Here is a 13,160-nt window from a genome sequence, read left to right on the forward strand (position 1 = left end):
CGCGCCTCCTCTTCCGGGTCGTCTTCCAAGCTCTTCCGGGCTCTTCCAAGCTCTCCCGGGTCGCTCGTCTCCCGGGCCGCCGAACGGTTCAGCCTGCGGGTGCGGGTAGCGGTGCCGGGGCCGGCGCCGGGCCGCGCCGGACCGGCGGCGCCCAGGTGACCACGGCCGCGCAGAGCGAGATGGCGAGGGCCAGCAGGGCGAAGGTCCGGGTGCCGCCCAGGGCGCCGAGCAGCGCGCCGCCCACCAGCGGGCCGAACGGCTGGACCAGGGTGGACAGGAAACCGGCGGCGCTCTGCACCCGGCCGATCCGGTCGGGCGGCGCGGCGAGCAGCATGCCGGAGACGAAGCCGATGCTGGCGACCGTGGACAGGCACATGCACACCGCGCAGAGCAGCCCGATCAGCAGCGGGATCCGGGTGAGCACCAGCACCCCGGCGGTGGCGGCGGCCGCCCAGCAGCTGAGCGCCACCAGCCTGCCGTCACTCGCCCCAGGGCGCGCTCTGGCCCCGGTCCGGGCCTCCAGCCTCGGGGCGAGCAGCGCGCCGGCCAGGGCGCCGGCCGCGGTGCAGGAGACCACGGTGCCGCCGCCGATCCCGGAGCGGCCGCCGTCGGAGGCCACGGCCAGGGTGGTGAACATCAGCGCGCTGAACGCGAAGTTCATCCCGAGCCCGAAGATCAGCAGCAGGGTGCGCAGGTAGGGCTGGCGCCAGATGAAGCTGAGCCCGGCGGTCAGTTCGCCGCGGCTGAACGCCGCGCCGCTCCTGGCGGCGGGCACCGAGCGGGTCCGCATCAGCGCGACGCAGACGGTGGAGAGCAGCAGCCCGACGCCCTCCGCGAGGAACGGCAGCACCGGGTGCCAGGCGAACAGCGCGCCGCCGGCGATCGGCCCGACCAGCCGGGCGGCGGCGCCGCGCGCCTGCATCCGGGACGAGGCCGCGCGGACCTGCTCGCGCGGCACCACCGCGCGCAGCAGGCCGCCGGCGGCGGGCCCGTAGGCGCTGGTGATGAGCGCCCCGGCGGCGGCCACCAGCAGCACCAGCGGCAGCGGGGTGTGGCCGCGCAGGACGGCGATCACCAGCGCGGTGACGGCGAGCAGGCTGCCGACGTCGCACACCCGCATCAGCCGGCGCCGCTCGATCCGGTCGGCGATGACGCCGCCGGGCAGCATGGTGAGCAGCAGCGCGCCGATCGAGACGGTGCCGATGGCGCCCGCCTGGGCGGCCGATCCGGTCTCCCGCAAGACGAGCAACGGCAGGGCGATCGAGGCGAGTTGGGAGCCGAGCGAGGCCATCAGGCCGCCGACCCAGAGCAGCCGGAAGTCCCGGTTGCGGGAGAGCGAGGTGGGCTCCATGGCCGTCCTCCGGGGTGGGGGGGTGGAATCGGGCCGGGGCGGTCCCGCACCGGCGGGACCGCCCCGGAAGCCAATCACTGCCCGGCGGCCGGGGGCGGTGGTGCGCCCGCCCCCGCGCCGGACACCGCTGACCTGCCGCTGGTCAGGCGGAGGTCTCGGCGGAGCTGACGTAGCTGATCAGGCTGAAGCAGCTGCCGTCGGAGGCCTCCTGGAGGACCTTCATCGCCTGGAGGTCCAGGACGTTGGCGGCGTGCGCCTCGACCTCCGGGGTCTCCTCGCTGTCCTCGCCGACGATCGGGTCGATGTTCTCGGCCATGGCTGAACTCCTCTCGCTGGGTTGATCGGTGGGGGTTCGACGGGTGGTGGCCCGCCGTGGTGAAGACGGTAGGCAGGCGGGGCTGCGCACGGCCTGCGAACCGGTACGGCACCGGTATGGCCGCAGGTCGGGGCGCCGGCGGCGGCGCCGTCCGGCCTGCCGCGCCCGTCCGCCGGGCCCGCGCACCCGCTCCGGGCTGCGGCCATACCACCGGCAAGGCGGCCGCGAACCGGGCCCGAAGCCGGGCCGGGGAGCCTGGCCCGGCACGCCCGCACGCCCGGCTCCGACCACGCCCACCCCGGCTCCGTGCGCACCCCCGCCCCCGCGCACCACCCAACCTCATGTACTCCCTGATGCACTCCCCGCACCGCGAAGGACTAGCGAAGGACTGCCACCATGCCCTGCCCGCTCTGCGCCCAACTCGCCAGCACGAACGACCAGTTCTGCCCCGCCTGCGGCACCCCTCGGGCCGCCGCCCTCGACCTGGCCGCCGAGGAGCGCAAGCTGGTGACGGTGGTCTTCTGCGACCTGGTCGACTCCACCGCCCTGTCCGGCGCGCTCGACCCGGAGACGCTGCGCGAGGTGATCCTGCGCTACTTCGAACGGATGCACCGTCAGATCGAGGCACACGGCGGCACCTTGGAGAAGTTCATCGGGGACGCGGTGATGGCGGTTTTCGGCGTCCCGGTGATCCGCGAGGACGACGCCCACCGGGCGCTGGCCGCCGCGCTCGCCATGCTGGAGGACCTGGAGGACCTCAACACCGAGCTGGACGCCACCCTCGGGGTCCGCCTGGACGTCCGGATCGGTGTCAACACCGGCCAGGTGGTGGCGGGTTCGGACGCCTCGGCGCGCCAGGCCCTGATCTCCGGCGAGACCGTGAACATCGCCGCCCGGCTGCAGACCCAGGCCGCCCCCGGCCAGGTGCTGATCGGCCCGCAGACCCTGCGCGCGGCGGGGCCGGCCGCCCAGGTGCACGAGGTCGGCCCGCTGCGGCTCAAGGGCAAGACCGAGCCGGTCACCGCGTACCGCCTGGTCGGGCTGGACGAGGACGACCCCGAGCTGCTGCGCCGCTTCGACGTCCCGCTGGTCGGGCGGGAGCGTGAACTCGCCCAGCTGGACGCCGCGCTGGCCCGGGTGGCCGGCGGCCAGGGCGCCGAACTGCTGCTGGTCGTCGGCGAGGCCGGGATCGGCAAGACCCGGCTGGTGCGCGAGTGGCAGGAGCGGACGGGTCGACACACCGCGCGCTGCGGCACCGGCCGCTGCCGCAGCTACGGCGAGCAGGGCGTCCTGACCCCGCTCGCGGAGGCCGTCGGGGCCCTGCTCGGCGGCCCGGGGACGCCCGCGCCCGCCGAGGCGCTGGACCGGCTGGCGCAGGCCACCGCGCCCGGGGTAAGCGCCGAACAGTCCCTGGACCGGCTGGCCGCGGTCCTGCACGGGCGGACCGTCGAGCGCCCGGCCGTGCTGGTCCTGGACGACTGCCAGTGGGCCGGCCCGGTGCTGCTGGACGCCGCCGAGCGGCTGGTCGCCGCCCTCGGCCAGGCCCCGGTGCTGCTGCTGTGCCTGGCCCGGCCGGAGCTGCCGGCCTCCCGCCCGGAGCTGCCGGCGCTGCCGGTCGGCGGCCTGTCCTGGGACGAATCGGCGCTGCTGGCCGCCCAGTTGACGGAGCTGAGCGCCCACCAGGACGCGGTGCCGACCCGGCTGCTGGAGCGCGCCGAGGGCAACCCGCTGCACCTGGAGGAGCTGCTGGCCGCCCTCACCGAGGCGGACGGCCCCGCCCTCGCCGACGAACTCCCGCCCACCGGCCGGGCGCTGCTCAGCGCGCGGATCGACGACCTGGAGCGCGACGAGCGCACCACCCTGGACCTGGCCGCCGTGCTCGGTCGCGCCTTCACCGCCGCCGAACTCGCCCAGCTCGCCCGCGGCGGCGCCGACCAGGACGCCTTCGCCGACCCGGAGGACGACGTCTTCACCGGTCCGTTCGACGGCCTCCCCGGCCTGCCCGCGGGCGACGACACCCCGCCGCGGCTGCACGCCGCGCTGGCCCGGCTGGCCGAGCGCCGCCTGGTCGAACCGGCCGGCACCAGCTTCCGGTTCAGCAGCGGCCTGGTCCAGGAGTCGGTCTACCAGTCGATGTCCAAGCGGGCCCGCGCCGAGCGCCACGAACGCGCCGCCGACCTGCCGGCCGTCCGCGCCGCCGGGGACGCCGCCGTCGGCGGCCACTTGGAGCGCGCCCACCGCTACCGGCTCGAACTCGGCCTGCTGGACGCCCGGACGGACGCCCTGCGCACCCGCGCGGCGGCCGCCCTCGGCGTGGCCGGCGCCCATGCCCTCGCCCACGCCGACCTGCCCGCCGCCACCGACCTGCTGGAGCGCGCCGTCCGGCTGCACTACCCGAACGAGCGCACCGCCGGCCCGACGCTGCGCCGCCTCGGCGAGGCCCGGCTGGCGCTCGGCCGGGCCGACGAGGCCCTGCCCGTCCTGGCGCAGGTCCGCGACTCGGCCGCCGACCCGCTGGACGCCGCGCACGCCCGGCTCACGCTGGCCGCCCGCGGCCTGCCGCCCGGCCCGGAGCAGCCCGCCGCCACCGCCCGCGCCGTCCTCCCGCTCTTCATCGACCTGCGGGACGACCTGGGCCAGGCCCGGGCCGGGCTGCGCCTGGCCGAGGAACACCTGCTGGCGGGCCGGCACACCGAGGCGGAGCGGCTGCTGGACGACGCCCTCGACCACGCCGCCCGCACCGACGCCGAGCTGGACCGGGCCGCCGTGCTGGCCGCGCTGGCCGCCTCCCTGCTGGCGGGCCCCGAGCCCGTCCCGAACGCCGTCTTCCGGCTGCGGGCCCTGCTGGCCGGGCACGGCGCCGGCCACCGGACGGTGCGGGTCGCGCTCAACGGCCCGCTGGCCGTCCTGCTCGCCCTGCGCGACCGGCCCGGCGAGGCCGAACTGCTGCTGGCCGAGGCCAACGGCCTGGCGGGCGAGCTGTCGCTGGCCGACGCGATGGTCTCGCTGCCGGCCCTGACCGCCCAGGCCGCGGCGGCCACCGGCCAGACCGGGCAGGCGCTGGACCTGCTCGCCGACGCCGCCGAGGTCGCCCGCCGGCTGGGCAACGCCGCCCCGCTGCCCCGGCTCGCCCTCACCACCGCCCGCGCTCTGCTGGACACCGACCGCCCGGGCCCGGCCGCCCGCCACCTGGACGGCGTCGACGCCACGGCCGCGCTGCCGCCGGTGCTGGCGATCGAGCTGGACGCGCTGCGCGGCCGGCTCGCCGCCTCCCGGGGTGAGGCCGACCCGGCGTTGGAGCTGACCGCGGCCGCCGTACAGGCCGCCGAGGCCACCGAGTCGTTGCTGCTCCAGGCGCTCACCGCGCTGGACCGCGCCCACGCGCTGCTGCTGCTCGACCGGCGCGCCGAGGCCGCCGTGGCGGCCGCCACCGCCCGGGACCGGTTCGCCGCCAAGGGCCACCTGCCGGGCGTGCGCCGGGCCGAGCGGCTCGGGGGCGCCCGGTGAGCGGCCCGGCCGGCCTCACCTGGAGCCTGCGCGGCCGGGCCGCCGCGGACCTGCCGGTGCTCGCCGACACCACCGCGCACGACACCACCGGTCCCGACGGCGGGGGCACCGGCGGCGGGGGCACCGGCAAGGGCGTGCGGGTGTGCGTCGTGGACTCCGGCATCGAGCCGGACCACCCGCTGGTCGGCCCGCTGAACGGCTCCTGGGTGGTGGTCAAGGACCCGACGACCCGGGAGCTGGTGGTCCGCCCCGACCGCACCGGCGACACCTGCGGCCACGGCACCGCCTGCGCGGGCATCATCCGCCGCACCGCCCCGGACTGCGAGCTGTACAGCGTCCGGGTGCTCGGCGAACGCTTCACCGGCACCGGCGACATGCTGATCACCGGGCTGCGCTGGGCCGTCGAGCAGGGCTTCGACGTCGTCAACCTCAGCCTCTCCACCACCCGGACCCGCTTCCTGGAGGAGCTGCACGCGATCGCCGACGACGCCTTCTTCGCCCGCACCGCGATCGTCGCCTCCGCCCACAACACCCCGGTGGAGAGCTACCCCTGGCGGTTCTCCTCGGTCATCTCGGTCGGCAGCCACCAGGAGGACGACCCGGCCCTGCACCTGTACAACCCAGCGCCGCCGGTCGAGTTCTTCGCCCCCGGCCAGAACGTCCGGGTCCCCTGGCTCGGCGGCTCCACCATCCGCACCACCGGCAACAGCTTCGCCACCCCGTACGTCGCCGGGCTGTGCGCCCGCATCCTGTCCGGCCACCCGAGGCTGACGACCTTCCAGCTGAAGAGCGCGCTCTACCTCACCGCAGCCAACGTCCAGGTCGGCACCGGGGCCGGTCCTCACCGTCCCCCAGGCGGGAGTTCGACGACCGAGCCCACCCCGTCCACCCCCATCACGGAGGCGCCCGATGACCCTCAGCACTGATCCCGCCGTCGACCCGCTGGCCCGCGAGCTGCTGCAGTCCGTGGTGGACGTGGCCCGAGCGATCTTCGGTGCCGAGGCCGGTTCGGTCTGCCTGCTCGACGAGGCGGCCGGGGAGCTGGTGTTCCAGGCCGTCTCGGGGCGCGGCGAGGAGTCCCTGGTGGGCCGCCGCTTCCCGGCGGGCAGCGGCATCGCGGGCTGGGTCGCCGCCTCGGGCGAGCCGATGGTGGTCGACGACCTGGGCGCGAGCCGCACCTTCGACCGGGCCTTCGCCGAGTCCACCGCGTACGTTCCGAACGCGCTGATGGCGGCGCCGCTGACGCACGGCAGCAGGGTGCTGGGCGTCCTGGAGGTGCTGGACCCGGCCCCGCAGGCCCGGTCCAGCCTGCCCGAGCTGGATCTGCTCGCCCTGTTCGCCCGCCAGGCCGCCGCCGCCCTGCGGGTCATCGCCGAGCGCTCCCCGGCCCCGGCGGCGGTACCCGACCGCGCCGCCGCCCTCGACCTGCTGGCCGACCTGGAGGAGCTGCTGCGCCGTCAGCCCTGACGCGGCGCCAAGCGCGCGATCGATCCGCGCTCCAGCGCCGCGTACACCGCGCCGTCCGGGCCGACGGCGATGCCGTGCGGCTCGGCGGCCGGGCCGGGCAGCCGGTGGCCGTCGAGCTGCCCGTCCGGGCCGAGCACCCCGATCCGGCCGGCGCCCCACTCGGTGAACCAGAGCCGGCCGTCCGGGCCGCAGGTGATCGCGTGCGGCCGGGCCGCCCGGTCGCCCAGCGGGTACTCGGTGACCTCGCCGTCCACCGTGATCCGGCCGACCAGCCCGCCGCCGATGCCGACGTACCAGAGCGCGCCGTCCGCCCCGGCGGTGATCCCGACGGGGGCGGTGCCCCCGGTGGGCAGCGGGTGGACGGCCACCTCGCCCCCGACGGTGATCCGGGCGACGGCGTCCGCCTGGTTGAGCGTGCACCAGAGCGCGCCGTCCGGGCCGGCCGTGATGAACGACGGGAAGGCCCCGGCCCGCGGCAGCGGGTACTCCGTCACCTCGCCCTCGACGGTGATCCGCCCGATCCGGTCGGCGTTCAGCTCGGTGAACCAGAGCGCCCCGTCGGGCCCCGCCGCGATCCCGTAGGGCCCGGCGCCCACCGTCGGGACGGCGAAGGAGATCGTCTTCCCGTCGGTGTCGATCCGTCCGATCCGGTGGTCGCGCATCCGGGTGAACCAGAGCGCGCCGTCCGGGCCGACGGTGAGCACCGCGGGCCCGCACTCCGGCGCCCCGAGGCCGTAGCGCTCGACCGTGCCGTCCGCTGCCAGCCGTCCGATCTCCCCGGCGTGCACCAGCGTGAACCACACGCCCCCGTCCGGCCCCACGGCGACCCCGTACGGTCCGGCCCCCTCCTCGGCGACCTCGATCAGCTCCGCGATCCGTGCCATGCGAACCCCCACCCTCACTATCGCGACTATTATCGCATTAGCGATGCTCGCATGCCCGCCCCGCCCCCGGCAACCGGGTTACTCCCCGTTCCCCGCGCGGCGGGCGGCCCGCGGGGCGGGGACACCGCGCAGGACGGAGACGATGCCCACGCCGGCGGCGCACACCGGGACGGCGAGCAGCGCCCCGAGGATGCCGGCGATCCCGGAGCCGGCCACCACCGCGACCATGATGGTGGCCGGGTGCAACTCCACCGTCCGGCTCTGGATGAGAGGTTGGAGCACGTTGCCCTCGAACAGCTGGACCGCCATCACCACGCCGAGCGCCCACAGCGCCGTCCCGATCCCGCCGTCGGCGAGCGCGACCAGCACGGACACCGCCCCGGACAGGAAGGCCCCGACGAACGGGATGTAGGCGCCCATGAACACCAGCGCGCCCAGCCCCGGCGCGCCGGGCACGCCGAGCGCCACCAGGCCGATGGTGATGAAGGTGGCGTCGATCAGCGCGATCAGCGAGGTGCCGCGCATGAAGCCGGCCATCGCGTCGAAGGCCCGCTCGGCACAGGCGATCACGGTCTCGGCGCTGCGCTCGGGCAGGTAGGAGCGGATCGTGTCGCCGGTGCGGTGGCCGTCCCGGAGGAAGAAGAACACCAGGGCGAGCGCCAGCACGCCGCCGGCGATCAGCTGGGTGGCCAGGCCCAGCCCGGACAGCACGCCGTTGGTGACGGTCGAGACCAGCGAGTTGGTCTCCCCCTTGGCGTTGTCCAGCGCGTGCCGGATCTTCTCCCCGGTCGGGCCGAGCCACGCGGCGAGCTGGTTGCCCGCCTGCTGGAGGGACTCGGCGATCTGCGGGGCGCTGTGCGCCAGCGCGTTGACCAGCAGCGCGATCACCCCGCAGACGGCCGCGACCAGCAGCACGCAGGTGAGTCCGGCGGCCAGCCCCCGGTTCACGCCCCGCCGGACCATCCACGGCACCGCCGGGTAGAGCAGCGAGGCCCCCAGCAGCGCCAGCACCACCGGCACGGTCGCGGCCCGCAGCTCGACCAGCGCGAAGACCAGCAGCGAGGCGAGGGCGAGCAGCAGGATCACCGCCGCGGCCCAGGCGGCCGCCTGCCGGACCACCGGCGGCAGCATCAGGTACGGCCTGCGGGGGTCCGGCGCGGCCCCGCCGATGAACCGGGGCTCCACCGCCGGACCCTCCCCAGCCGGGTGCTCCTCGGGCACGGCCACCTCCGCCTGGCTCGTCGACGAGTCCGAATCACCCCGTCTCGACGGACGATCCGTCAGCGTGCCCGCTTCCGGCCGGCTCCCCGGCGACAACGGCACGCCGCCGTCCGGCCGATCAAGGGTGGAGCCGATTCAATCCGCCCCCCGTCCGTCGCGTACAGAGCAGCCGGTGGAGCTCACCTCATCGGACGAAGCGCCCTGGCGGACGCGTTCGAGCGCCGGACCTCAGTTCGCCCCGGAACGCCCCCGTCCACCCGGAGCGGCCCCGTCCAGCAGGCGGCACGCTCAGCGGCGGCCGTCCAGGACGGCGCGCAGCACGCCGATCCGGTTGCTGGTGATGGAGGCGACCCCGGTGTCGCGCAGCCGGCGCATGGTGCGGCGCAGGTCGGCGGTCCAGGTGGAGACGGCGAGCCCGGCGTCCGCGGCGGCGGCGGTGAACTCGGGGGTGACCAGGCCGAACGGCGGGTTGAGGTAGCGCGGGCGCAGGTCGTCGAGCAGGGCGCGGACGGGCAGCCGGGGCTCCTTCCAGGTGAGGGCGATCTCGGCCTCGGGCGCCAGCGCGCGGACGGCGAGCATGGCGGTGGCGGGGCCGCAGAAGGAGACCAGCCCTTCGGCGCCGAGGTCGGTGACGACGGACCAGGTGGCGGCGACGGGGCCGGGGTCGTCGAGGTCGATGAGCAGCCGGGGGCCTCCGGCGGCCGCGACGACCTTGACCGTCTCGGCGAGGGTCGGGACGGCGAGCGGCCCTTGGCGCAGTTCGTCGAGCTGCGCGGTGGTGACCCGGCCGATCGACCGCGGGTCGCCCCAGAGGCGTTCCAGGGTGCGGTCGTGCAGCAGGACGGGCACCCGGTCGCGGGTGAGCTGGACGTCCACCTCGACGGCGTCGGCGCCGGCGGCGAGCGCGGACTCGACGGAGGGCAGGGTGTTCTCGCGGTGGCGGTACGGGTCGCCGCGGTGTGCGACGGCGAGCACCCGGCGGCGGTCGGCAGCCGGTTCCCCGACCGCGCGGACGGCGCTCTGGGTGGTCGGCAGATGCGGGTGGGACATCCCGGGCGGGCCTCTCGTTCGGAACCGGTACGGACGGGGCTCGACGCGCCGTCGGCGCGCGGCGCGCGGCTAACGACGCTCGATCATCACATTGGTGGACTTGATGACCGCGGTGGCGGGGGCGCCGGGCACGAGGTTCAGCTCCTCCGCCGACTCCCGGCTGATCAGCGACACCACCCGGAAGGGCCCCGCCTGGACCTCCACCTGGGCCGCGACGTCGCCGAGCACCACATGGGTGACGATCCCGGGGAAGCGGTTGCGGGCCGAGGACGGACGGCCCTCGGCCTCGGCGTTCTCCGGGCGGGCCAGCTCACGGGCGAAGGCGGCGAGGTCGACGCCGGGGATGATCCGGTGGCCGTGCTCGTCCCGCTTGGCCGCGACCCGCCCCGCGTCCACCCAGCGCCGCATGGTGTCGGCACTGACCCCGAGCAGCGCCGCGGCTTCACCGATGCGGTACGGGTTGACCGGCGCCTCGGACTGGCCCATGTGCGACTCCTGACACTGACTCGGGAACTGCCCCGGGGACTGGCCCGGGGAACGTGGGACGGGAACGGGGACGCCGCACGCGCGGCGGGCCGTCGCCGTCATCCTGCCGTACCGGCGGCCGGGGCCGCCAAGCGAGGCGGGTCAGGGCTCGCCGAAGAGGTCGCGGCGCACCGCGTCCCCGGCGGTGAGGACGGCCCCGGCCAGCACCGCGCCGCCGCCCGCCGTGCCGGGCCGGACCTCGGTACGCAGCGGGGACAGCTCGGCCAGCCGCCGTTCGACCCGGCCGGCCAGCTCGGCGCCGCCGGCCCGGCCGAGCTCGCCGCCGAGCACCACGCAGCCCGGGTCGAGGACGACGCAGATGCTGGCGGCGCCGACGGCGATCCGCGCGGCCAGCTCGTCCAGGAACGGCCCGCCGGGCCCGTCCGGGCCGAGGGAGTCCAGCGCGGCGCGGACGGCCGCCTCGGCGGCGGGGGCGTCCCCGGCGGCGCCGGCGGGCAGTCCGTGGGCGCGGGCGAGCTCGCAGACGGCGGCGCTGCCGGCCAGGCTGTGGAAGCCGCCGTCGCAGCCGGTGGCGCTGGGCAGGCCGCCGGTGCCGGGGACGGGCAGGAAGCCGATCTCGCCGGTGCCGCCGGAGAAGCCCCGGCGCAGCCGGCCGTCCAGGACGACGGCGGCGCCGACGCCGTGGCCGAGCCAGAGCAGCACGAAGGTGTCGCGGTCGCGGGCGGCGCCGATCCGGTACTCGGCCCGGCCGGCCAGGTTGACCTCGTTCTCCAGGATCACCTCGGTGCCGGGCAGCCCGCGCAGTTCGGCGAGCAGTTCGGCGTGCCAGGCGGGGAGTTTCCCGGTGCTGTTGAGGCGCCCGGTGGCGGGGTCGACCAGTCCGGGGGCGCCGACGGCGACGGTGTGCAGCCGTTCGACGCCGACGCCGCGCGCGGTGTCCAGCAGGGTGCGCACCAGGTGCTGGGCGGTGTCGGGCGTCCCGTCGCCGTGCACCGGGACCTCGGCGCTGGCGAGGGTGCGCCCGGCGAGGTCGGCGACGACCAGGCTGACGCCGCCGGAGCGTACGTCGAAGGCGGCGAGGTGGGCGCGGGAGGCGACCAGCGCGTAGAGCCGGGCGTTGGGGCCGCGCCGCTGCTCGCCCCGTTCGCCGACGACGGCGACCAGGCCGGTGCGCTGGAGGCGGTCGAGCAGGTCGGCGACGGTCGGCCGGGAGAGGCCGGTGAGGTCGCGCAGCTCCGTCGCGGTCAGGGGGCCCTGTTCGAGGAGCAGGTTGAGGGCCAGCCGGTCGTTGATCGCCCGGGCGGTGCTCGGCGTGGCCGTGCGCGCGGTGGTCATGGCGGCTCATCCTTCCAGAGTGTTTCTATCAGGGTCCCTTCCTGATAATTTTATCGGACCATCCGCCGGACGGCCGTCGCCGCCGCGCGGACCGAACGGCCTGCACGTAGACCACCCTCAGGCACGTCAGAACCACCGCCGGGCACGTCAGACCACCCACCAGCACGTCAACCACCCACACAGGGCACCGTCGCGCCGCCCCACCTGCGCGACCCGGGAGGGAACGCCGGATGAGCACGACCGCACACTCACTGGAGCCACTGGCCTCCCCACGCCGGGCCAGGGCGGGCATCGCCCTGGTCTTCGGCGTGCACGGCGCCGTCAGCGGCAGCTTCGTCACCCGCATCCCCTGGATCCAGGACCGCCTCGACCTCTCCCCCGGCCAGCTCGGCCTGGCCCTGGTGATGCCCGCCATCGGCTCCTCCCTCGCGATGCCGCTGGCCGGCCGGTTCGTCCACCGCTACGGCGGGCGGGCGGCCGTCCGCGGACTGATCTCGCTCTGGTGCCTGGCCCTCGCCCTGCCCGCGCTCGCCCCCTCGCTGCCGGTGCTGTGCGTGGCGCTGCTCGCGTACGGCGCCTCGGCCGGGATGGCGGACGTCGCGATGAACGCGCAGGGCGTGGAGATCGAACAGCGGCTCGGCCGCTCGATCATGTCCGGACTGCACGGGATGTGGAGCGCCGGCGGGCTGCTGGCCTCCGGCTTCGGCATCCTGGCCGCCCACCTCGACCTCGACGCCCGGCTCCAGCTGGCCGTCACCGCGCTCGTGCTGCTCGCCCTCGCGCAGCCCGTCTGCCGCAACCTGCCCGACCTGCGGGCGCCGGAGGGGGCGGAGGAGCCGCCGCGGTTCGCACTGCCGCCGCGCAGCTCGCTGGTGATCGGACTGGTCGGCTTCTGCGCCGTCTTCGCCGAAGGCGCCTCGATGGACTGGAGCGGCGTCTACCTGCGGGACGTCACCGGCGCCTCGGCCACCGTCGCGGCCGCCTCCTACACCGCCTTCTCGCTCACCATGGCCGTCAGCCGCCTCTGCGGCGACGCGGTGGTCCGCCGGCTCGGCGCCGTGCGCACCACCCGTCTCGGCGGCGCCGTCGCCACCGTCGGCGGCCTGCTGGTGGTGGCCGCCGACAGCCCGGCGCTCGCCATCCCGGGCTTCGCCCTGATCGGCATCGGCATCGCGGTCACCGTCCCGCTGGCCTTCGCGGCGGCCGGGCGGATCGGCAGCAACCCCAGCCAGGCCATCGCGGGCGTCGCCACCGTCACCTACACCTCCGGCCTGGTCGCGCCCGCGATCATCGGCGCCCTCGCCCAGGCGACCTCGCTCACCGTCTCCTTCGGCCTGGTCACCGCGCTCGCCTTCGCGCTGCTGCTGAGCGCCGGAGCGCTGCGCCGGGCCGAACGGAATTCCCCCGGATCCGGCGCCGAGAATGTGACCGCAACGTCACCGGAAAGCACTTCGAAAAAAGATCTCTCTGCGATATGATCTAGGAAATTCCAGGGAATTCCTCGCTAATATCACCGACCGCCGGGCGCATTCCGCGCCCGGCG

General features: G+C 76.1%; 11 protein-coding genes. 4 read left to right on the top strand and 7 right to left on the bottom strand.

Going from position 1 to position 13,160, the window contains the following annotated elements; all coding sequences use genetic code 11:
- Positions 1-88: 88 nt before the first annotated feature.
- Together AB0R04_RS21400 and AB0R04_RS21405 are read right to left on the bottom strand one after the other, a co-directional pair.
- On the bottom strand, positions 89-1,351 hold the full coding sequence (locus AB0R04_RS21400; RefSeq protein WP_363373401.1) for an MFS transporter: 1,263 nt from the start codon (positions 1,349-1,351) through the stop codon (positions 89-91).
- Positions 1,352-1,493: 142 nt separating this feature from the next.
- Positions 1,494-1,667 carry a hypothetical protein gene (locus AB0R04_RS21405; RefSeq protein WP_159398320.1) on the bottom strand — a complete coding sequence of 58 codons (174 nt, stop codon included), beginning with the start codon at positions 1,665-1,667 and terminating at the stop codon, positions 1,494-1,496.
- Between the two features lie 396 nt (positions 1,668-2,063).
- Here AB0R04_RS21405 and AB0R04_RS21410 point away from each other — a divergent pair, with 396 nt between their 5' ends.
- Genes AB0R04_RS21410 through AB0R04_RS21420 form a run of 3 tightly spaced genes read left to right on the top strand, consistent with a single transcriptional unit; the run spans position 2,064 to position 6,641 of the window.
- Positions 2,064-5,174, top strand: a complete 3,111-nt coding sequence (locus AB0R04_RS21410; protein WP_363373404.1) for an adenylate/guanylate cyclase domain-containing protein — start codon at positions 2,064-2,066, stop codon at positions 5,172-5,174.
- Positions 5,171-6,100 (top strand): S8 family serine peptidase, encoded by a 930-nt coding sequence (locus AB0R04_RS21415; RefSeq protein ID WP_363373407.1) that lies wholly within the window; start codon positions 5,171-5,173, stop codon positions 6,098-6,100. Before AB0R04_RS21410 ends, AB0R04_RS21415 begins: the two co-directional genes overlap by 4 nt.
- Positions 6,084-6,641: a GAF domain-containing protein gene (locus AB0R04_RS21420; protein WP_063346190.1), complete on the top strand. Its 558-nt coding sequence runs from the start codon at positions 6,084-6,086 to the stop codon at positions 6,639-6,641. The genes AB0R04_RS21415 and AB0R04_RS21420 overlap by 17 nt, the downstream gene beginning before the upstream one ends.
- Here AB0R04_RS21420 and AB0R04_RS21425 read toward each other — a convergent pair.
- The 5 genes from AB0R04_RS21425 to AB0R04_RS21445 all read right to left on the bottom strand — a co-directional run bounded on the left by AB0R04_RS21425 (position 6,632) and on the right by AB0R04_RS21445 (position 11,617).
- Positions 6,632-7,525, bottom strand: coding sequence for a virginiamycin B lyase (locus AB0R04_RS21425; RefSeq protein ID WP_363373410.1), 894 nt, complete (start codon positions 7,523-7,525; stop codon positions 6,632-6,634). The genes AB0R04_RS21420 and AB0R04_RS21425 overlap by 10 nt on opposite strands.
- Before the next feature lie 78 nt (positions 7,526-7,603).
- The gene (locus AB0R04_RS21430) at positions 7,604-8,746 is read right to left on the bottom strand and encodes an AI-2E family transporter (protein WP_363373412.1); all 1,143 of its coding nucleotides are present in this window, start codon (positions 8,744-8,746) and stop codon (positions 7,604-7,606) included.
- A 288-nt stretch (positions 8,747-9,034) separates the two neighbouring features.
- Entirely contained in the window at positions 9,035-9,796 is a 762-nt protein-coding gene (locus AB0R04_RS21435) for a glycerophosphodiester phosphodiesterase (protein WP_363373414.1), read from the bottom strand.
- Positions 9,797-9,865: 69 nt separating this feature from the next.
- The gene (locus AB0R04_RS21440; protein ID WP_363373417.1) at positions 9,866-10,282 is read right to left on the bottom strand and encodes a TOBE domain-containing protein; all 417 of its coding nucleotides are present in this window, start codon (positions 10,280-10,282) and stop codon (positions 9,866-9,868) included.
- A gap of 141 nt (positions 10,283-10,423) precedes the next feature.
- Entirely contained in the window at positions 10,424-11,617 is a 1,194-nt protein-coding gene (locus AB0R04_RS21445; protein ID WP_363373418.1) for an ROK family transcriptional regulator, read from the bottom strand.
- Between the two features lie 230 nt (positions 11,618-11,847).
- On the opposite strand from AB0R04_RS21445, the gene AB0R04_RS21450 reads away from it, so the two are divergent.
- A complete protein-coding gene (locus AB0R04_RS21450) occupies positions 11,848-13,095 on the top strand; it encodes an MFS transporter (protein WP_063346193.1) in 1,248 nt (415 codons plus the stop codon).
- Positions 13,096-13,160: the final 65 nt, after the last annotated feature.

Origin of the sequence: Kitasatospora sp. NPDC056731 (assembly GCF_040687675.1) — a bacterium.
In the GTDB taxonomy this organism is placed as follows: domain Bacteria; phylum Actinomycetota; class Actinomycetes; order Streptomycetales; family Streptomycetaceae; genus Kitasatospora.

Bases quoted from the DNA above. Each gene is read 5' to 3' on its own strand.
- AB0R04_RS21410 (WP_363373404.1), top strand. From the start codon at position 2,064: ATGCCCTGCCCGCTCTGCGCCCAACTCGCCAGCACGAACGACCAGTTC.
- AB0R04_RS21400 (WP_363373401.1), bottom strand. From the start codon at position 1,351: ATGGAGCCCACCTCGCTCTCCCGCAACCGGGACTTCCGGCTGCTCTGG.
- AB0R04_RS21440 (WP_363373417.1), bottom strand. From the start codon at position 10,282: ATGGGCCAGTCCGAGGCGCCGGTCAACCCGTACCGCATCGGTGAAGCC.
- AB0R04_RS21445 (WP_363373418.1), bottom strand. From the start codon at position 11,617: ATGACCACCGCGCGCACGGCCACGCCGAGCACCGCCCGGGCGATCAAC.
- AB0R04_RS21420 (WP_063346190.1), top strand. From the start codon at position 6,084: ATGACCCTCAGCACTGATCCCGCCGTCGACCCGCTGGCCCGCGAGCTG.
- AB0R04_RS21435 (WP_363373414.1), bottom strand. From the start codon at position 9,796: ATGTCCCACCCGCATCTGCCGACCACCCAGAGCGCCGTCCGCGCGGTC.
- AB0R04_RS21450 (WP_063346193.1), top strand. From the start codon at position 11,848: ATGAGCACGACCGCACACTCACTGGAGCCACTGGCCTCCCCACGCCGG.
- AB0R04_RS21405 (WP_159398320.1), bottom strand. From the start codon at position 1,667: ATGGCCGAGAACATCGACCCGATCGTCGGCGAGGACAGCGAGGAGACC.
- AB0R04_RS21425 (WP_363373410.1), bottom strand. From the start codon at position 7,525: ATGGCACGGATCGCGGAGCTGATCGAGGTCGCCGAGGAGGGGGCCGGA.